Origin of the sequence: Paenibacillus sp. MY03 (genome assembly GCF_002165585.1) — a bacterium.
In the GTDB taxonomy this organism is placed as follows: Bacteria; Bacillota; Bacilli; order Paenibacillales; family Paenibacillaceae; genus Pristimantibacillus; species Pristimantibacillus agaridevorans.
In genome coordinates, this window is the sequence record NZ_MXQD01000082.1 from 1 (window position 1) to 18756 (window position 18756).

At 54.6% G+C, this 18756-nt stretch carries 19 protein-coding genes; 18 read left to right on the plus strand and 1 reads right to left on the minus strand.

The window, feature by feature from the left end:
• Positions 1-171: 171 nt before the first annotated feature.
• The 16 genes from fapR (at position 172) to trmD (ending at position 15858) form a co-directional block, all read left to right on the plus strand.
• Positions 172-768 (plus strand): transcription factor FapR, encoded by a 597-nt coding sequence (fapR, locus tag B1748_RS34970; RefSeq protein WP_179215988.1) that lies wholly within the window; start codon positions 172-174, stop codon positions 766-768.
• Positions 752-1741 carry a phosphate acyltransferase PlsX gene (gene plsX, locus B1748_RS34975; protein ID WP_087572606.1) on the plus strand — a complete coding sequence of 330 codons (990 nt, stop codon included), beginning with the start codon at positions 752-754 and terminating at the stop codon, positions 1739-1741. Before fapR ends, plsX begins: the two co-directional genes overlap by 17 nt.
• 9 nt (positions 1742-1750) lie before the next feature.
• Positions 1751-2737 (plus strand): beta-ketoacyl-ACP synthase III, encoded by a 987-nt coding sequence (locus tag B1748_RS34980; protein WP_087572607.1) that lies wholly within the window; start codon positions 1751-1753, stop codon positions 2735-2737.
• Positions 2738-2768: 31 nt separating this feature from the next.
• Positions 2769-3716, plus strand: a complete 948-nt coding sequence (gene fabD / locus B1748_RS34985; RefSeq protein ID WP_087572608.1) for an ACP S-malonyltransferase — start codon at positions 2769-2771, stop codon at positions 3714-3716.
• A 52-nt stretch (positions 3717-3768) separates the two neighbouring features.
• Positions 3769-4524 (plus strand): 3-oxoacyl-[acyl-carrier-protein] reductase, encoded by a 756-nt coding sequence (gene fabG / locus B1748_RS34990; RefSeq protein ID WP_087572609.1) that lies wholly within the window; start codon positions 3769-3771, stop codon positions 4522-4524.
• 148 nt (positions 4525-4672) lie between these two features.
• Positions 4673-4906: an acyl carrier protein gene (acpP, locus tag B1748_RS34995; RefSeq protein ID WP_087572610.1), complete on the plus strand. Its 234-nt coding sequence runs from the start codon at positions 4673-4675 to the stop codon at positions 4904-4906.
• A 197-nt stretch (positions 4907-5103) separates the two neighbouring features.
• Positions 5104-6345, plus strand: a complete 1242-nt coding sequence (fabF, locus tag B1748_RS35000) for a beta-ketoacyl-ACP synthase II (RefSeq protein WP_087572611.1) — start codon at positions 5104-5106, stop codon at positions 6343-6345.
• Positions 6335-7042 carry a ribonuclease III gene (rnc, locus tag B1748_RS35005; RefSeq protein ID WP_087572612.1) on the plus strand — a complete coding sequence of 236 codons (708 nt, stop codon included), beginning with the start codon at positions 6335-6337 and terminating at the stop codon, positions 7040-7042. Before fabF ends, rnc begins: the two co-directional genes overlap by 11 nt.
• Before the next feature lie 197 nt (positions 7043-7239).
• Positions 7240-10827, plus strand: coding sequence for a chromosome segregation protein SMC (smc, locus tag B1748_RS35010; protein ID WP_087572613.1), 3588 nt, complete (start codon positions 7240-7242; stop codon positions 10825-10827).
• A gap of 56 nt (positions 10828-10883) precedes the next feature.
• Positions 10884-11891 (plus strand): signal recognition particle-docking protein FtsY, encoded by a 1008-nt coding sequence (gene ftsY, locus B1748_RS35015; protein WP_087572614.1) that lies wholly within the window; start codon positions 10884-10886, stop codon positions 11889-11891.
• A gap of 188 nt (positions 11892-12079) precedes the next feature.
• Entirely contained in the window at positions 12080-12490 is a 411-nt protein-coding gene (locus B1748_RS35020) for a putative DNA-binding protein (protein WP_373271321.1), read from the plus strand.
• Positions 12469-13857 carry a signal recognition particle protein gene (gene ffh, locus B1748_RS35025; RefSeq protein WP_087572615.1) on the plus strand — a complete coding sequence of 463 codons (1389 nt, stop codon included), beginning with the start codon at positions 12469-12471 and terminating at the stop codon, positions 13855-13857. Before B1748_RS35020 ends, ffh begins: the two co-directional genes overlap by 22 nt.
• A gap of 40 nt (positions 13858-13897) precedes the next feature.
• On the plus strand, positions 13898-14170 hold the full coding sequence (gene rpsP / locus B1748_RS35030; RefSeq protein ID WP_087572616.1) for a 30S ribosomal protein S16: 273 nt from the start codon (positions 13898-13900) through the stop codon (positions 14168-14170).
• A 27-nt stretch (positions 14171-14197) separates the two neighbouring features.
• The gene (locus B1748_RS35035; protein ID WP_087572617.1) at positions 14198-14428 is read left to right on the plus strand and encodes a KH domain-containing protein; all 231 of its coding nucleotides are present in this window, start codon (positions 14198-14200) and stop codon (positions 14426-14428) included.
• A 145-nt stretch (positions 14429-14573) separates the two neighbouring features.
• Positions 14574-15098 carry a ribosome maturation factor RimM gene (rimM, locus tag B1748_RS35040; protein ID WP_087572618.1) on the plus strand — a complete coding sequence of 175 codons (525 nt, stop codon included), beginning with the start codon at positions 14574-14576 and terminating at the stop codon, positions 15096-15098.
• A 4-nt stretch (positions 15099-15102) separates the two neighbouring features.
• The gene (trmD, locus tag B1748_RS35045) at positions 15103-15858 is read left to right on the plus strand and encodes a tRNA (guanosine(37)-N1)-methyltransferase TrmD (protein WP_087572619.1); all 756 of its coding nucleotides are present in this window, start codon (positions 15103-15105) and stop codon (positions 15856-15858) included.
• A gap of 144 nt (positions 15859-16002) precedes the next feature.
• On the opposite strand, the gene B1748_RS35050 is transcribed toward trmD, so the two are convergent.
• Positions 16003-17394, minus strand: a complete 1392-nt coding sequence (locus B1748_RS35050; RefSeq protein WP_179215986.1) for a CAP domain-containing protein — start codon at positions 17392-17394, stop codon at positions 16003-16005.
• Between the two features lie 212 nt (positions 17395-17606).
• Here B1748_RS35050 and rplS point away from each other — a divergent pair, with 212 nt between their 5' ends.
• Positions 17607-17948, plus strand: coding sequence for a 50S ribosomal protein L19 (gene rplS / locus B1748_RS35055; protein ID WP_087572621.1), 342 nt, complete (start codon positions 17607-17609; stop codon positions 17946-17948).
• A gap of 184 nt (positions 17949-18132) precedes the next feature.
• Complete coding sequence (lepB, locus tag B1748_RS35060; RefSeq protein ID WP_246608816.1) at positions 18133-18756, plus strand: signal peptidase I; 624 nt, start codon at positions 18133-18135, stop codon at positions 18754-18756.

Consider the following 18756-nt stretch of genomic DNA (forward strand, 5'->3'; position numbering starts at 1 on the left):
TTTTCGACTGCATTTTTATCGTAGCACTCCAGAGCTGGATCAGGAGGTTTTTGTCATTCGCATTGCGCGGGACGAGTTTTTTTTATATACTGTTTTAGTACCAGGTGATAAAATGAGCTCCTATACATATAACTTTAAGAAGCGCGGGAGGCGGTGCCGATCATGGAACGAATGCCCAAACGGCAGCGGCATCAGCAGCTGTCCCAATATATAGATGAGAATCCTTTCATTACGGACAGGGAATTGACTCGTCTGCTCAAGGTGAGTATCCAGACGATCAGGCTAGACCGGATGGAGCTTGGCATTCCCGAGCTCAGGGAACGGATGAAGCTGATGGCGGAGCGTTCCTATGATTCCGTCAAGTCGCTGCCGTTGCACGAGGTGATCGGGGAGATCGTGGATCTGGAGCTCGATAAGAGCGGCATCTCGATCTTCGAAATTCGCGAAGAACATGTATTTTCCAGGACGTCCATCGCCCGCGGACATCATGTGTTCGCTCAAGCGAATTCGCTGGCCGTGGCGGTGATCAATGATGCCATCGCGCTGACGGTGACAGCGGATATCCGCTTCGTCCGTCCCGTACGGCTGGGCGAGAAGTGTATCGCGAAGGCATACGTCCGCTCCATCTCCGGAGAACGGAGCAAGTCCAAGGTGGAGCTGTTCACTTATGTAGGAGACGAAATGGTGTTCCAAGGCAATTTCGTCATTTTCAGATCAGCAGGAAATTCAGAGGATAAAGGGGGCGAGGACCATGCGAATCGCGATTGACGCCATGGGCGGGGACCACGCGCCGGATCTAATCGTAAAGGGTGCCCTCGAAGCCGCCGCGGAGTGGCCGGATACGGAGCTGCTGCTGGTCGGAGATACGGCGGCGATTGAGCCGCTGTTCGGAGGGGCCAAGCCCGACAACGTGACCATACATCACGCGGATGACGTAATCGGACCAGATGACGAACCCGTTCGCGCGGTGCGAAGAAAAAAAGGCGCTTCCATGGTGGTCGCTGGAACGCTCGTGAAGGAAGGGCATGCGGAGGCGATGTTGTCTGCAGGCAATACCGGCGCGCTGATGGCTACCGGATTGCTAGTTGTAGGCCGCATGGAAGGAATTGAACGGCCGGCGCTGGCGCCCATGATGCCCACGATGGACGACAAGGGCGTACTGGCGCTCGATCTAGGCGCCAACATGGATGCGAAGCCGGAGCATTTGCTCCAGTACGCCATAATGGGCAGCATTTACCGAGCCAAGGTGCATGGAATGGATAAGCCGAGGGTCGGGCTGCTGAACGTCGGAACGGAAGCGATGAAGGGCAACGAAATTTCCAAGGCGACGTTCGAATTGCTGGAGAAAGCCCCCATTCACTTCATCGGCAACGTGGAGGCGCGGGATGTCCTTAACCGCAACTGCGACGTGCTGATCTGCGACGGCTTCGCGGGCAATATCATGCTTAAGGCGATGGAGGGCGCAGCTGGAACCATCTTTACATCGCTGAAGGATGCGTTTGGACAATCGTTATTGACGAAGGTGGCAGCTGCGATCATGCTGCCGAGGTTGAAGCAGCTTAAGAAGAAAATGGATTACAAGGAACATGGAGGCGCTCCGCTGCTCGGCCTTAATGGACTTGTAGTGAAATGCCATGGATCATCTGATGTCGTAGCGGTCAAAAACGCGGTCCGTCAGGCGAGAGTCGCGCTACAAGCGAAGTTAATCGACTCGATTACCGCAGAAATCAACGGGAAGTGAGTGTGTACGATGAGTTTGCAGCCTGTCGGCATTATCGGCACGGGCAAATACGTGCCCGAGCGTATTCTTACGAATCATGAATTGGAACAAATGGTGGAAACGAACGACGAGTGGATCGTTACGCGGACGGGCATTCGCGAGCGTCGCATCGCAGACGTTGCGGAAGCGACGTCCGATCTCGCTTACGAAGCGGCCAAGCGCGCAATAGCTGCGGCTGGAGTCACAGCGGAGGAATTGGATCTGATTCTTGTGGCGACGATCACGCCCGACATGTTCTTTCCGTCCACTGCGTGCCTGCTGCAGAACAAGCTGGGCGCCAAGAAGGCTGCGGCGTTCGACTTGTCGGCTGCATGCTCCGGCTTTATCTACGGACTGGCAACAGCCACGAACATGATCGCAACGGGCATGTACAAGCATGTGCTCGTCGTTGGCGCGGAGACGTTGTCCCGCATCACCGATTACAGCGATCGCAATACTTGTATCCTGTTCGGCGATGGCGCCGGCGCCGTCGTGCTGGGTCCCGTAGAACAAGGACGCGGATTCCTGTCGTTCGAGCTTGGAGCCGACGGAAGCGGAGGAGAGCTGCTTAAGGTCGGAGGCGGAGGCTCGCGTCTGCCAGCATCCGCAGCTTCAATTGAAGAGAAGCAGCATTATATTTATATGGCGGGCAATGATGTATTCAAGTTCGCGGTGCGCATTATGGGCAGCGCGGCAGAGGACGCGCTGGCGAAGGCTGGCAAGACCAAGGAAGACGTCGATCTGCTCGTCCCGCATCAGGCGAATATTCGTATCATCCAATCCGCCCTTAACCGGCTGAACTTGCCGGAGGAGAAAGCGATGATCAATCTCGACAAGTACGGCAATATGTCCGCCGCATCGATCCCTGTAGCGCTGGCGGAAGCCGTGGAGCAAGACCGTGTCAAACCAGGCGATTGCATGGTGCTCGTCGGTTTCGGAGGCGGCTTGACATGGGGTTCATCCGTCCTTATTTGGTAATCATATAGATCTGTCATGGGGGGGAACAGTCGTGGGGAAAACTGCTTTTGTGTTTCCTGGGCAAGGCGCCCAGGCAGTGGGAATGGGCAAGGACGCCTTCGAGGCGAATGAAGCGGCGCGTTCCGTGTTCGAAAGAGCGAACGAAGCGCTGGGCTTCGATCTGACGAAATTGATTTTTGAGGGACCCGAAGAGGTGCTGAAACAGACGGCCAATACGCAGCCTGCATTGTTGACGGTTAGCGTTGCCTATCTGGAGCTGCTGAAGGAAAGCGGACTTGCGCCGGATTACGTGGCAGGTCATAGTCTGGGCGAATACAGCGCCTTGGTCGCAGCCGGCGTTATCGGCTTCGAGGACGCGGTTTCGACCGTACGCGCACGAGGAGAATACATGGAGCATGCCGTTCCTGGCGGACTTGGCGCAATGGCGGCCGTTCTTGGAGGCGAACGCGAGGATCTGGCGAAGCTGTGCGGAGACGTTACGGCAAGCGGTACGGCTGTTGAGCTGGCCAATATCAATTGCCCGGGTCAGATTGTAATCTCCGGAACCGCGGCCGGCGTGCAAGCGGTTGTGGAACGCGGCAAGGAAGCCGGCGCCAAGCGCGTCATTCCGCTGGAAGTAAGCGGACCTTTCCATTCCTCGCTCATGAAACCTGCGGCGGAGCGTCTCGGCGAGAAACTTGCCGGTATCGCGCTAAACGACGCGGCTGTGCCGGTCGTCGCGAACGTGACGGCTACAGCGGTAACGGCCGCGGCTGACATTCGTCATTTGCTCGTGGAGCAAGTTTATTCTCCCGTCTTGTGGGAGGACAGCGTTCGTTATCTGATCGACCAAGGCGTTGACACTTTCGTCGAGATCGGCTCCGGCACGGTGCTGGCGGGTTTGATCAAGAAGATCGACCGCGGCGTACGCGTATTGTCCGTAAACAGCCTGACATCGCTAGAAGCACTTCAAGAGGATATTCAAGTGAACCAATCATAACGATGAGCGCTCGCTCAGGATAGATGTTGAATTCGTAAAGGAGGGAAAAGGTATGACGGTATTTGCAAGCCTGGAGGGCAAAAAAGCGCTCGTAACAGGTGCTTCCCGCGGAATCGGACGAGCGATCGCGATCGCGCTGGCCGAGGCTGGCGCCGACGTGGCTGTCAACTATTCCGGCAGCGAAGCTGCCGCAGCCGAGACGGCGAAGGCGATAGAGGAATTGGGGCGCCGCGCAATCATTGTGAAGGCGAATGTCGGCAAGACCAGCGAATTCGATGCCATGGTCAAAGACACGATCGAGCAGCTTGGCGGACTCGATATTCTGGTGAATAACGCGGGCATTACAAGAGATAATTTAATTATGCGCATGAAGGAAGAGGAGTTCGATGAAGTCATCGAGACGAACCTCAAAGGCGTCTTTAACGGCGTGAAGGCTGTAACTCGCCATATGATGAAGCAACGTTCCGGCCGGATCATCAACATTTCGTCCGTTGTCGGGGTGCTGGGCAATCCCGGTCAAGCCAATTATGTAGCTGCGAAGGCCGGCGTCATCGGTCTGACGAAAGCCAGCGCTCGCGAGCTTTCATCGCGCGGCATTACGGTGAACTGCGTGGCTCCGGGCTTTATCCAGACGGATATGACGGACAAGCTGCCGGAGGAGACGAAGACAGCCCTGTCCGGCCAAATTCCGCTGGCGCGCCTCGGCGATCCAGCCGATATCGCGAACGCGGTAAGATTTCTGGCATCCGATGCCGCGGCATACATGACCGGCCAAACCGTCCATATAGACGGCGGCATGTACATGTAAGAGAGTTCGGCTAAATTCAATATTCGACGTCGAGCAAGCTTGCAGAATTACTTCGTAATGGGAAGCGTACTTTTTGAACAACCTCGTGAAGGTAAAGATGGTATTTTGCATGTAATTCTCGTATAATACGGTGGAGGAGGTGAACCGGATGTCCGAAGTAGTAGATCGCGTTAAACGTATTGTCATCGACCGCCTTGGCGTAGACGAAGCAGAAGTCACGCTCGAAGCTTCCTTTAAAGATGACCTCGGCGCTGACTCTCTTGACGTAGTAGAATTGGTCATGGAGCTGGAAGACGAGTTTGATATGGAAATCTCTGACGAAGATGCAGAGAAAATCACGACGGTGGGAGAAGTTGTAACTTACATACAATCTCATACCTAAGGATGGACAAGTCCCGTTTCAAGGAGCGGGACTTCTCTTCCATGTTAAGCGCTTTTATCGTCACTGGCTTATGAACCGAACCGTACTGCCCAAGAGGCGTCCTTATCGCCTTAACCGGTACAATGTAGCTTAATCGCTATTTATATAGTATTACACGGCCGAGATGCCGTGATATGTCTGTTGCTGAGGTGAATGGAATGAAACATAGAGTAGTCGTGACGGGCATGGGGGTAATGACCTCGCTCGGTTCTGACATCGAACAATTCTGGAACAACCTGCTGGAAGGCAAATCGGGCGTATCCGTCGTTGAAGCGTTTGACTTCTCCGAATATCCGACTCGAATCGCCGCAGAAGTGAAAAACTTCAATCCGGAGGATTACGGCATTGATCGCAAGGAAGCGCGCAGGATGGACCGCTTCGTGCAGTTTGCATCCGTGGCGAGCAAGCTGGCCGTTGAGAATTCCGGTCTGGATATCGGGGTTAACGCCGACGCCGAACGCGTGGGCGTTATGATCGGTTCCGGCATCGGCGGTCTGGGCACATGGGAGGATCAGCATAATGTGCTTCTGGAGAAGGGACCCAAGCGAGTGAGCCCGTTCTTCATCCCAATGATGATCGCGAACATGGCTTCCGGCCAGGTATCCATGTTGACGGGAGCCAAGGGGCCCAACAGCACGGCGGTAACGGCTTGCGCGACCGGCACGCATTCCATCGGAGACTCTTACAAATTGATCCAGAGAGGCGACGCTGACGTGATGATCGCCGGCGGCGCTGAAGCGACGATTCGCCCGACGGGCATGGCGGGCTTCTGCTCCATGCGCGCGATGTCGACTCGCAACGATGAGCCCGAGAAGGCGAGCCGGCCGTTCGATGTCGATCGGGACGGCTTTGTAATGGGTGAAGGAGCCGGCGTGCTCGTGCTGGAATCGCTGGAACATGCGAAGGCTCGCGGAGCGAAGATTTACGCGGAAGTGATCGGTTATGGCATGAGCGGCGACGCTCATCATATGACGGAGCCGGATCCGGACGGCGCTGCGCGCTGTATGGTCAAGGCGCTGCGCGATGCCGGGATCGAGCCGTCAGAGGTCGATTACATTAACGCTCACGGCACATCGACTCCGGTTGGCGACCGCTCGGAGACAACTGCGATCAAGAAGACTTTCGGCGATCATGCGTACAAGCTGGCCGTCAGCTCGACGAAGTCCATGACGGGCCATCTGCTCGGCGCAGCAGGGGGAGTAGAAGCCGTTATTTTGGCGCTTACGCTGCAAAATGGCGTCATCGCTCCGACCATCAACTTGGACAATCAGGATCCGGAGCTGGATCTGGACTACGTTCCGAACAAGCCGCGCAAGGCGAATGTTCGTACGGCGCTGTCCAATTCTTTCGGCTTCGGCGGGCATAATGCCACGATTGTGATGAAGGCGTATGAAGCATGATAATTTTGACGAGCTGCAGCGAAAGCTGCAGCTCGATTTCAAACGCAGCAGGCTGCTAAGACAGGCTTTTACCCACACGTCGTATGTCAACGAACATAAGCGCGGCTCCGTACAGGACAATGAGCGGCTGGAATTTCTCGGCGACGCCGTCTTGCAATTGCTTGTATCGGAGTATCTGTTCTCTACATATCCCAAGCGTCCTGAGGGCGAATTGACACGGATGCGCGCTTCCGTTGTTTGCGAGCCGTCGCTGGCCATGTTCGCCGAACGACTGGAGCTTGGCAAGCATGTTCTGCTCGGACGGGGCGAGGAGCAGCTCGGCGGGCGTCAGCGGCAGGCGCTGCTTGCCGACTTGTTCGAATCATTCGTCGGCGCGATCTTCCTGGACTTCGGCATCGAGCGGACACGCGACTTCCTGTCGGAGCATATGTTCCCGCATATCGAGTCGGGCGACTTCGGTCTGCTGATGAAGGACGCGAAGTCAAAGCTGCAGGAGCGCGCGCAGCATTACGGTCTCGGACCGGTGGAATACCGGGTCGTCGAGGAACGCGGACCCGCCCACGACCGGGAGTTCATCGTCGAGGTGTACTTGGGCGAGGAACGTTACGGCCTCGGAGCCGGCCGCACCAAGAAGGAAGCCGAGCAGCGCTCCGCCGCCGAGGCGTGGAACGGGCTGGCTCTGGATGCAGACAAGTAAATGACCGACATTCTTCTATGTCGTGTGGATGCATAGTTGTAGGACAAACCGCCGGATCGCAGCGATCCGGCGGTTTGTTGATGTCAGCGAAGTTTCGCAGACGGAAATTGTCCCGAAAAGGGGCTTGACGAAGCCGGAAAGGAGTAACGCAATTCATGAAAATATGTTACAATGTGGGGTGAGGTGAAACCCAAGTCATGTTTCTGAAACGGATTGAATTAGCGGGCTTTAAGTCCTTCGCCGATAAGACGGAGATGGAATTCGTCACCGGCATTACGGCGGTTGTCGGACCGAACGGCTCGGGCAAAAGCAATATCTCCGACGGTATCCGCTGGGTGCTCGGCGAGCAAAGCGCGAAGAGTCTTCGCGGCGGCAAGATGGAAGACATTATCTTCGCCGGCAGCGACGCGCGCAAAGCGGTCAACTACAGCGAGGTTTCGTTGACGCTGGACAATGGGGACGGGGCTCTCCCGCTGGAATATAATGAAGTAACGGTCACGCGCCGGGTACACCGGAGCGGCGACAGCGAATATTTGATTAACAAGCAGCCATGCAGATTAAAGGATATAACAGAGCTTTTCATGGATACTGGCATCGGCAAAGAAGCTTATTCCATTATCGGACAAGGCCGTATCGAGGAAATTCTGAGCACGCGCTCCGAGGACCGCCGCGGCATCTTCGAGGAAGCTTCCGGCATCGTGAAGTACAAGTCGCGCAAGCGGGAAGCGCAGAAGAAGCTCGACGAGACGGAGCAGAATCTGCTCCGCATTCACGACCTTGTATCGGAGCTGGAGGATCAGGTGGAGCCGTTGCGCAAGCAGTCGGAGAAAGCCGTCCACTTCAAGGCGCTGAAGGAAGAGCTGAAGACCAAAGAGATTTCGATGTATGTACATAATATCGAGACGGTGCACCGCGCCTGGTCGGAAGCGACGGACAAGCTGGAGAAGCTGCAGGAAGAGCAGCTTAAGCTGTCCACGGTCGTCAGCAAGCATGATGCGCATCTGGAGCAAGATCGGCAACAATTGCGGGAGATAGAGCTTCAATTGGACGAGCTGCATGCTTCTATGCTTCAGCTAAGCGAAGACGTGGAGAAATGCGAAGGCTACGGCGAGGTGCTTAAGGAGCGCAAGCGCAACCTGGAAAACAACAAACGAGGATTGGAAGAGTCGATCGCGGTACAGGATGCCAGAATCGTCGCTCTGACGCAGGAAGAGGCGGATTTTCGCAGCAAAGCGGCGGCGCTGGAGCTTTCTCTTGCGGATCTGCGCGTCAAGCTCGCGGCCGAGGAATCGAATCTCCTTGGCGTAGCGGGCGGTGCGGTTGTCGACGCCGAAGAGAAGCTCAAGAGCGAGCTGCTTGACGTACTGAGCGCAATGGCGCAGACGCGCAACGAAATTAGGTATGCCGCCCAGCAACAAGAAACGCTGCAACGTCGGATGGAGAGGTTAAACGACGACGAATCCAAGTGGACGGAGCAACAAGCACGGCTGGAGGAGCGCAAGGCTGTGTTGGAGAAAGGACTCCAATCAACGCTGACGGCACTCGAGAACGCGAGGAACCGCATGCTTGAAGAGACGGAAGGCAGTAAAGCCGTTGCGTCTGGCCTGGATGAAGTTATGGCAGCGATCCGGAAGTGGGAGCAGCGGCTGGACAGCCATATTTCCAGACGCGATACGATGAAGGAAATGCAAGACGCGTTGGACGGCTTTATGCAAGGCGTTAAGGAAGTACTTAAGGCTGCGCGGCGCGGTTCCGGCGGCATAGCCGGCGTTCATGGCGCCGTTGCGGAGCTCATTCGCGTGCCTCAACGCATCGAGGTTGCGGTGGAGACCGCCCTCGGAGGGGCGTTGCAGCATATCGTCATGGAAGACGAACGTTCGGCGCGTGCGGCGATCGGTTTCCTGAAGCAGCGCCAGCTGGGGCGGGCAACATTCTTGCCGTTGGACGTCATTCGCGGCCGAATGGTGCCCGAGCATGACAGACGATCCTTCCAATCAGAGGATGGGTTCGTAGGAGTCGCGGCGGAATTGGTGGGCTGCGACGAGCGCTACCAGGCGATCGTAAACAATCTTCTCGGCAACGTTCTGCTTGCGGAGACGCTGGAGCAAGCGAACCGGATAGCATCAAGATGTCAATACCGATTCCGTGTCGTTACGCTGGAAGGAGACGTCGTAAATGCCGGCGGTTCCATGACGGGCGGCAGTCTGCAGAAGCGCGGGGCGAGTCTGCTCGGCCGCGGCCGTCAGATCGAATCGCTTAACGCAGAGATCAAGGAAGCAGAGACAACTGTGGCCCAGTTGAAGGCGAAATTAAGCGATCTGCGCAAAGAGCAGTCGATCCGTTCGCAGAACGTGGAAGATCTGCGCGCCCAAGCGGAAAAATGCCGGATTGACGAGCAAGGTATCCGATCCGAGCTTCAGCAAGTAAAGTCGGAGGAGAAGCTGCTTACGGAGCAGCGCTCCATGTCCGCCTCCGAGCTGACGTCGCAGTCGAATGAACGCGAGCAGCTCAGCAAGATGGCGAAGGAAGCGGAAGAGCGGCTGGAGGGTCTTGTAAATGACGAGGCCAGATTGCAGGAAGCGATCCGAATGGCGGAAGAGCGGCGCAAGGCGAGCGAATCCGCCAAGGAAGAGCTCCAGGTTCAATTGACGGATCTAAAGATTGCCGTCGCCAAGACCGATCAGGAGAAGATGAGCTTCGAGGATCAGGCGAACCGCGTGCGCAGCGATATTGGCCGGGCCAAGCAAGAACTCGCCAATCTGCGATCGGTATCCGCTCAGCAGGAAGAAGAACTGGTCCGTCACAGCGAAGAAAGCGTGGCGCAGATTGCTCAGCTCAACGACCTGCGCATTAAGAAAACGAATTGCGCGGAACAGACGGATCTTAAACGCGCTGCCCGCGCGCATCGGATTACCGAGCTCGACAAAGGCGAGAGCGAGACGAAAGAGCAGCGCGCCCAACTGCGCGTAGTCGAGGATGCCATGCGTCAGACGGAGATTGCGCTGAACCGGCAGGACGTGGAGCTGGACAATCTGCTGCGCAAGCTCAGCGAGGAGTACGAGCTGAGCTACGAGTTGGCCAAGGAGCAATATCCGGTGCCGGAGGATGTGCAGGGAACGCAGGTCGAAGTGCGCGAGTTAAAGCGCAAAATATCGTCGCTTGGCGAGGTCAATTTGGGCGCCATCGAAGAATACGAGCGCGTAAAGGAACGTTACGAGTTCCTCTCCGAACAGAAAAACGACTTGATCGACGCGAAAACGGCGCTTTACCAGGTTATCAAAGAGATGGACGACGAGATGTCCAAGCGGTTCCGGACGACGTTCGAGGCGATCCGCAAACATTTTGTCGTCGTGTTTGGCAAGCTGTTCGGCGGGGGACGCGCCGATCTCGTGCTCGTGGATCCGGATCGGGTGCTGGATACGGGGATCGACATCGTCGCTCAGCCGCCGGGCAAAAAACTGCAAAATCTGCAGTTGCTCTCCGGCGGCGAGCGCGCTCTTACAGCGATCGCGCTGTTGTTTGCCATTTTGCAGGTCAAACCTGTGCCGTTCTGCGTGCTCGATGAGGTCGAGGCGGCGCTGGACGAGGCCAATGTGGCAAGATTCGCGCAGTATCTGCGCGAGTTCTCCGGGCTCACCCAATTTATCGTGGTTACTCATCGCAAAGGCACGATGGAAGAAGCCGACGTCCTTTACGGCGTGACGATGGAGGAAGGCGGCGTGTCCAAGCTCGTCTCGGTGAGACTGGAAGAAGACGGAGAAGACGAAGAACCGGTGTCGGCCTAAGCTCGGTACGGGGCATGTAAAATAGATAACGAATGGCAGGATGGGGGACGGAACGTATGAGTTTTTTTAAGAAGCTGAAAGAAAGCATCGCGGCCAAGACGGAAGCGGTAACGAACGTCTTCAAGGAAGGCCTGTCCAAGACGCGGACCGCGTTCGTGGAGAAAGTCGAGGAGCTCATTACCCGGCGCAAAAAAATCGACGAAGAGTTCTACGAAGAGCTTGAAGAAATTCTGATCGGCGCCGATGTTGGCGTGAATACGGTCATGACGCTAATCGACGATCTGCGCGCCGAGGTGAAAAAACGCAAAATCGAACAAGCGGCCGACCTGCAGCCGATTCTCTCCGAGAAGCTGATCGGATTGCTTAAGGGAGACGACCACGCGGAACTGCGCATGGCCCCCGAGGGTCAAATTACGGTCATCCTGTTCGTCGGGGTCAACGGCGTCGGCAAGACGACAACGATCGGCAAGCTGGCGCACAAGTTCAAGGGCGAAGGAAAAAAGGTGCTTATGGCCGCTGGAGATACGTTCCGCGCCGGCGCAATCGAGCAACTGGAGGTTTGGGGTCAGCGCGTAGGCGTCGACGTTATTAAACAATCGTCCGGCTCAGATCCGGCCGCCGTTATGTTCGACGCGGTCCAGGCGGCCAAGCAGCGCAAAGTGGACGTGCTTCTCTGCGATACCGCCGGCCGCCTTCAGAACAAGACGAATCTCATGGAAGAGCTTAACAAAATTTTCCGCGTCATTCAGCGGGAATTGCCCGAAGCTCCCCATGAGGTATTGCTTGTGCTGGACGCAACGACAGGCCAGAACGCGCTTAGCCAGGCCAAGCTGTTCGGAGAGAAAAGCGGCGTAACGGGACTTGTGCTTACGAAGCTGGACGGCACGGCCAAAGGCGGTATCGTCATTGCGATTCGCAATGAAATGAACTTGCCGGTTAAGCTGGTCGGATTGGGCGAGAAGATGGGGGATCTGCAACAATTCGATTCCGAGCAATTCGTTCATGCTTTGTTCGCCGGATTGATCGGCAAGGAAGAAGAGAAGTCGGGAACGACCGGCGAGTAACAGTGGGCAACAGGGAAGGGGACGGAGTCGGGAAGCGGCGATTCGTCCTTTTCTTTTGCCGGATGAAGTGACAAGTAAATAAACTTGACAGTGCCGCAGTCGATCGTGTATCATAAGTGACGTTGAGCAATCTGTAAAGGGTAATGCCTTGACGGATCGGGATTGGATCAGCGGGAGGAGGCTTGGCGATGGAGATAGAACAATCGGATGCCTTGGCTCGGACGACGAGGGTGAATTTGCTCTTCGACTTCTACGAAAACCTGCTGACCGAAAAGCAACGGACGATACTGGCTTATTATTACCACGATGATTTCTCCCTGGGAGAGATCGCGTCGGAATTCGGCATTAGCCGGCAAGCCGTCTACGATAATATTAAACGTGCCGAAGGCGCACTCGAAAATTACGAGGACAAGCTTCTGCTGCTCGAGAAGCACGAACGCCTGATGGAAGCCGCGAACCTGCTGGAACGCGGCGTCGAAGAGATCGTAATGAAAGAATCGGATAGAAACAAGCTGATGGCAGTCATAGCGCGGCTCAAGACCGCGGAACAAACGGCGAGAGAAGGAGGCGATGATTCGTGGCAGCATTCGAGAGCTTAAGCAGCCGATTGCAAAATGTGTTCAGCAAGCTGAAAGGCAAAGGCAAAGTATCGGAAGCCGATGTCAACGACGCGATGCGCGAAGTTCGGCTTGCCCTTCTGGAAGCCGACGTCAACTTTAAGGTCGTTAAGGATTTTATAGCCAAGGTTAAGGAGCGGGCCATCGGCCTGGATGTATCGAAAAGCTTCACGCCGGGCATGGTGATCATCGACATCGTCAATAAAGAATTGACGGAGCTGATGGGCGGCACGCAGGCGAAGCTTGCCAAGGCAAACAAACCGCCGACGGTCATCATGATGGTCGGTCTGCAGGGCGCGGGCAAGACGACGACGTCCGGCAAGCTGGCGAAATTGCTTCAGAAGGGCAATCATAAGCCGCTTCTCGTTGCATGCGACATTTATCGTCCTGCTGCGATCAAGCAGCTGCAAGTGCTGGGAGAACAGATTAAAGCGCCTGTGTTCGCGTTGGGAGACCAGACTTCGCCGGTCGAGATTGCGAAGCAAGGCTTGCAGCATGCCAGAGAAAACGGCAATGATTACGTCATCATCGATACCGCAGGTCGTCTACATATTGATGAGACGCTAATGGAGGAGCTTAAGCAAATCCATGGCAACGTCAAGCCGGATGAAGTGCTGCTGGTCGTAGACTCGATGACGGGACAAGATGCCGTCAACGTGGCGCAGAGCTTTCACGAACAGCTGGAGCTGACGGGCGTTGTTCTTACCAAGCTGGACGGAGATACGCGCGGCGGCGCGGCCCTGTCGGTCAAAGCCGTAACGGGACGTCCGATCAAGTTCGCGGCGATGGGAGAGAAGATCGATTCGCTGGAGCCGTTCCATCCGGAGCGGATGGCATCTCGTATTCTCGGCATGGGCGACATGCTGTCGCTGATAGAGAAGGCGCAATCGAACATCGACGCCGAGAAGGCTGCGGAGATGGAACGCAAGATGCGTACCGCGGAGTTCACGTTCGATGACTTCTTGGAGCAAATGGAACAGGTCCGCAAGCTGGGGCCTCTCGACCAGATCATGGATATGCTTCCCGGGATGGGCAAGATGAAGGGCGCCATGAAGGATATGAAGGTCGACGAAAAGCAGATCGGCCGCGTCGAAGCGATCGTCCGTTCCATGACGAAGGAAGAAAAGGCGAAGCCGGAGCTGCTGAACCACAGCCGTCGCAAGCGTGTCGCGGCGGGCAGCGGCACGACGATCGTGGAAGTGAACCGCTTGATCAAGCAGTTCGACGATATGCGCAAAATGATGAAACAATTTTCGGGGATGATGGGACCTAAGGGACCCAAAGGCTTGAAGGGCGGCAAGAAGGGCCTGAAAGGCATGCTCGGCAAAAATATGCGGTTTCCGTTCTAAACGGCAACCGGATTGATTACTCGAAGGAGGTGAATTAATCATGGCAGTACGTATTCGCTTGAAACGTATGGGTGCTCACAAAGCTCCATTCTACCGCGTAGTTGTATCGGATTCCCGTTCGCCGCGTGACGGACGTTTTATTGAAGAGATCGGTACTTACAACCCGGTTACAGTTCCGGCTCAAGTATCCATCGACGAGGAAAAAGCTCTTAAATGGCTGCAAACAGGAGCGCAAGCTTCCGACACGGTTCGCAACTTGCTTTCCAAAGCTGGAGTTCTTAAGAAATTCCATGAGCTGAAGCAACAGAAATAATCGGAGAGAGAAGCGGAGGGCTTTGTTATGAAAGATTTAATTCTTGTCATTGCGAAGGCTTTGGTGGATCATCCGGACGACGTGCGAATCCACATCAAGGATGATGATCGCGCGACGACTTACGAGCTTTCCGTCCATCCAGAGGATGTTGGCAAGGTCATCGGCAAACAAGGGCGGATCGCCAAGGCGATGCGCACGGTCGTGACCTCTGCTTCGGTGAAATCAAGTAAGCGCGTCATTGTCGACATTATCTCATAAGGGGCACGAAGCAGTGGGGTCGGGACAAATGTCCCGGCCCTCTTGTACGTGTTATAATACATACTATAAGTGAGTGTTCAAAGTGTTCGGTTTTCAGCGGACTTTTTGAACAACCTCTATAAGGTTAAGGAAAAGGAATGATGGCATGGACGGCAAATGGTATACAGTCGGCAAGCTTGTCAACACGCATGGCATTCGCGGCGACGTGAAGGTGCTTCCGCAGACGGACTTTGCAGAGCAGCGGTTCGCACCAGGCAGCAAGTTGATGTTGGTTAACGAGGAGAACGGCAAAAATCTGCAAGTGAAGGTGACGAGCTCCAGACTTCAGAAAAATGTGTATATTGTGAAGCTCGAAGGATTTAATAATATAAATGAGATTGAACCTTACAAAGGTTGGACACTCAAAATAGCGGAGTCGGAACAAGGCAAGCTCGAGGAAGGTGAATATTATTACCATGAAATCATCGGCTGCCGAGTCGTGACGGAAGAGGGCGAGGAGCTTGGGGAAATTACCGAAATACTGAGCCCTGGAGCGAATGATGTATGGGTTGTGAAAGGCGCCGGTCCGAAAAGGAAGGAGATCTTGCTTCCGGTCATCGACGATGTTGTGCTTACAATTCAGCCGGCGGACAAGCTTGTGACCGTACGTCTGATGGAAGGGCTGATCTAACTTCATGAAAATCGACGTGTTGACGTTGTTCCCCGAAATGTTCGATGGCGTGTTCGGCGCGAGCATACTGGGAAAAGCGAAGGAGAAAGGCATTGTATCGCTGCAAGCTGTCAATTTCCGGAATTACTCTAACAACAAACATAATACGGTGGACGACTATCCATATGGGGGCGGCGGCGGAATGGTGCTGAAGCCCGAGCCCGTCTTCGCGGCTGTCGAAGATTTGGCCGTCGAGCCAGACGTTGCTCCGAGGGTCATCCTGATGTGCCCGCAAGGCGAGACATTTACCCAGCGCAAGGCGGAGGAACTATCGCGGGAGCGGCATCTCGTACTCATTTGCGGCCATTACGAAGGTTATGACGAACGAATCCGGGAGCATCTCGTCACGGACGAGTTGTCGATCGGCGATTATGTGCTGACGGGCGGCGAAATTCCCGCCATGACGGTGATCGACAGCGTCGTACGTTTGCTGCCTGGCGTTCTGGGCAACGAATCTTCCGCCGTCACGGACTCCTACAGCACGGGCTTGCTGGAGCATCCGCATTATACGAGACCGCCGGAATTCAGGGGATGGACGGTGCCTGACGTTCTGATATCCGGTCACCATGGCCGAATCGACAGCTGGAGGCGCGAGCAATCGTTGCTCCGTACTTTGATTCGCCGGCCCGAACTTCTTGATAAGGTGGAGCTAAGCAAAAAGGAGCGGTTGTGGCTGGAGGAGCAAAGAAAGGCATTACGCACTGAGTATGAAACGGAATAAGGGAATGCGGCTTCCGATCGGAGGCTGCATTCCCTTATTCCGTTTTAAAATATAGGGAAGCATATGTTTTCGCCATACTTGACCTTTAATTATCGTAACGAAACGCGCTGTGCGCCAAAGGACTACTGCGATAGCCGTTTCACCTTAAGGCGTATAAAAATTTTGCGTAAAATAAGTGCCGTAGGATCCTCCGAAAGCGACACCGACGCCAAGTCGAGTGTATTGGTTATTAAGGAGATTCTCCCGGTGGCTCTCGGAATTAAGCAGCATATAGTGGGCGAATATGCTATTGGGCGAGCCTGCCGCCAAGTTTTCCGCTGCTTTTGTGTACGCGATGCCGACGCTTTTCATTCGATCGAATGGCGATTTGCCGCTTTTATTCGTATGGCTGAAGTAGTTGTTCTTCATCATATCGATGCTATGGGCTCGAGAGGAGGATCCTGCTAGTTTGTCCCATTGCAATAGGTCAATACTCCTCTGAGCCCGCTCCGCATTGACCATATCAAACATTCCTTGCTCCATGGCCGTGCGTTCTTTTTCTCCGAATGAGGAGATTTGGCGAGCTGTAAAGTTGTCCGACTGCAGGAGCAATGCCGCGACCCGATTGTCCTCATGGCTGTCCAGAAACAACGTGTGCCGGATTCCGCCGGATCGATAATCGTAATAATGATCAGCTTTCTTGGCTGCAGCTTTGACACTTGCAGGAAGCGAGGCGCTAATGGCAGCCAGCTTGATATCTACGTTGGCGCCGCCAGTATCTCGCCAACCGCCTTCATCGTTCGAGAACAGAGCTGCTATCGTGCCGTTCCGAACGCCATACATGGAATACGCAGCATAATCGCTGTTATATACGTACCATTCATAATCATATTCGCTGGCATCGATTCGAGTGGGCTGGCCCATTCGGTACAGAAGCTCGCCGATGTTTTCGCCAATCGAGATGCCATTAAGCGAGGCGGAGGAGCTCTTCTGGATCCGCTTGTCCGACAGGGCGGCGACCTTTTCTTTCATCATATAGACGAATGTGAGCGCTTCTGCCCGTTTTACGCCTCCGCCGGCTTCGTATCCGGCAATCGTTGCGGACGAACGTCCTTGCGAGATGCCGCTATCCAGAAGCCACTGAATAGCTTCGTCCCTATTATACGACTTGCCGTTTGCGGCAGCTGCAATCAATAATGCAGCTTGTCCCCGGTTGAATTGCCCCCGCTGATTATTGAAGGTCACTGGCCATCCAAGACGTTCCGCGTGGTTGTAATAGCTGCGGCTCCAGTCGGAAGCCAGTTCATCCTTGCGCGTGACGCTTCCGTAAGCGCGGAGCATCATCGCAAGAAACTCGATCTCGGTCACCTTATCGTCCGGACGGAAGCTCCCGTCCTTATATCCTTGAGCCAAGCCGCTGTCAACGGCCCAGTCTATGTATGAATTAGCCCAGTAGGAAGGTGTTACATCATTAAAGGATGCTGCGCTGGCTGTATAATCGGACAGCGGAATGGCAAGAATGAGCATAATGATGCAGATACGTTGTTTGATGTTCAACATAACTTCTCCTTGTCGATTATTGTCGTTGCCAATCATATACAGTATACTAGATAGAGGTCATATGAGAAATAGGTTGATTTGTCTATTTAACTATGGTAAAATTTCTAATGTTGTTCGTAAAGTCGGACGGTCCGCTATAAGTGGAGATCGGTTCCCAGGGAATCAGGAGCTTACATGAACGTCTATGGTGGAAGGAGTGAACTCAATCAATGAATATTGTACAAGCAATTTCACAAGAGCAACTGCGTAAAGATCTTCCTAACTTTCGCCCAGGCGACACGCTGAAGGTGCATGTTAAGGTTATCGAGGGTTCGCGCGAGCGTATCCAGCTGTTCGAAGGCGTCGTTATCAAACGTCGCGGCGGCGGAATCAGCGAAACTTTTACAGTTCGCAAGATTTCTTACGGCGTAGGCGTAGAGAGAACGTTTCCGCTTCATTCGCCGAAGATCGACAAGATCGATGTGGCACGTCGCGGTAAAGTGCGTCGCGCTAAGCTGTACTACCTCCGCAATCTGCGCGGTAAAGCGGCTAGAATTAAAGAAATTCGTTAAGATCAAACGACAAGAGGGGCTTGCGCAAACAAGCTCCTTTTCGTTTTCTACGGGAAGGAATACATAACTTCAGAGACGAAAGAAGGCTGAGCTGATGGATTCGCAGCACCGCAACGACGATGGAATGAAGGAGACGGATACAGGCGTCAGCTCGTCGGACGAGCGTCAGCTCGCCTCGGAGAGCATGCCTGAACGGGCAAAAAGTCATGGAGCTGCGTCAGCAAAAAAAGGCGGAGCATCGAAGGAAATCGTAGAATGGATCAAGGCACTGGTCATCGCCGTCGTACTGGTCTTCTTCATTCGCATGTTTCTATTCGAACCATTCATTGTAGATGGTCCTTCTATGGAACCAAACTTCGAATCGGGCGAACGACTAATCGTAAACAAAATTTTATATTCGATCCGCGAGCCAAGGTTTGGCGAGGTTGTCGTGTTTGACGTGCCAGAGCAAGGTCGCAAGTTTATCAAAAGAGTGATCGGCGTATCCGGTGACAAAATTCGTGTCGAAGGCGACGATCTGTATATTAATGATGTAAAGGTCGAAGAGCCTTATATTGCCGAAGCGATCGAAGCGGCAAAGGCGGCGGGCGGCATGTATAATGGCAATGGTCCGCGTTATAATTTCCCTAATGATACTGTGACCGAGATGACGGTACCGGAGGGAGCGGTATTCGCCATGGGCGATCATCGGGACAACAGCACCGACAGCCGGATGATCGGATTTGTAAAGGATGACGAGATCGTCGGCCGAGCGGACGTTATCTTCTGGCCTCTGAACAAGCTGGAGTTCATCAAGCACAAATACTAG